Here is a 394-nt window from a genome sequence, read left to right on the forward strand (position 1 = left end):
GGTGGCGGGGGTGGCGGCGGGGGTGGTGACGGCGGGCTCGCCCTCCGGGGCTCCCTCGACGGCGGAGGGGCCGGCCTCGGGGTCGGGCGCGACGTCGGGGCCCGGGGCGTCCTCGGCGAGAAGGCCGGGAGCAGCGGGAGCGCCGGGATCAGCGGGACCACCGGGATCGGCGGGAGACCCCGGCGGGTCGAGCGGTACCGGAGAGGCGGGAGAGTCCGGAGAGCCGGGAGAGTCCGCAGAGCCGGCCGACGGGGCCGCCGAGGCGGTGGGCGGCGGCGCAGGCGCGGAGGGCGGCACCGGCCCCTCGGGGAGTTCCGGGGCCTCGGCCGGCTCGTCGCCGCCGAGCGCGGCGACCAGGTCGGGCGGGAGGGGGGCGGCGGGGCCGGGGTCGGGG

The 394-nt window shown here is 83.0% G+C and carries 1 pseudogene; it reads right to left on the reverse strand.

Annotated elements, in window-relative coordinates:
• Window positions 1–394, reverse strand: a pseudogene (locus OP86_RS37605) (SUKH-4 family immunity protein); the annotation flags it as partial.

The sequence above is a fragment of the Streptomyces novaecaesareae genome, assembly GCF_000716875.1.
Taxonomy (GTDB): Bacteria; Actinomycetota; Actinomycetes; order Streptomycetales; family Streptomycetaceae; genus Kitasatospora; species Kitasatospora novaecaesareae.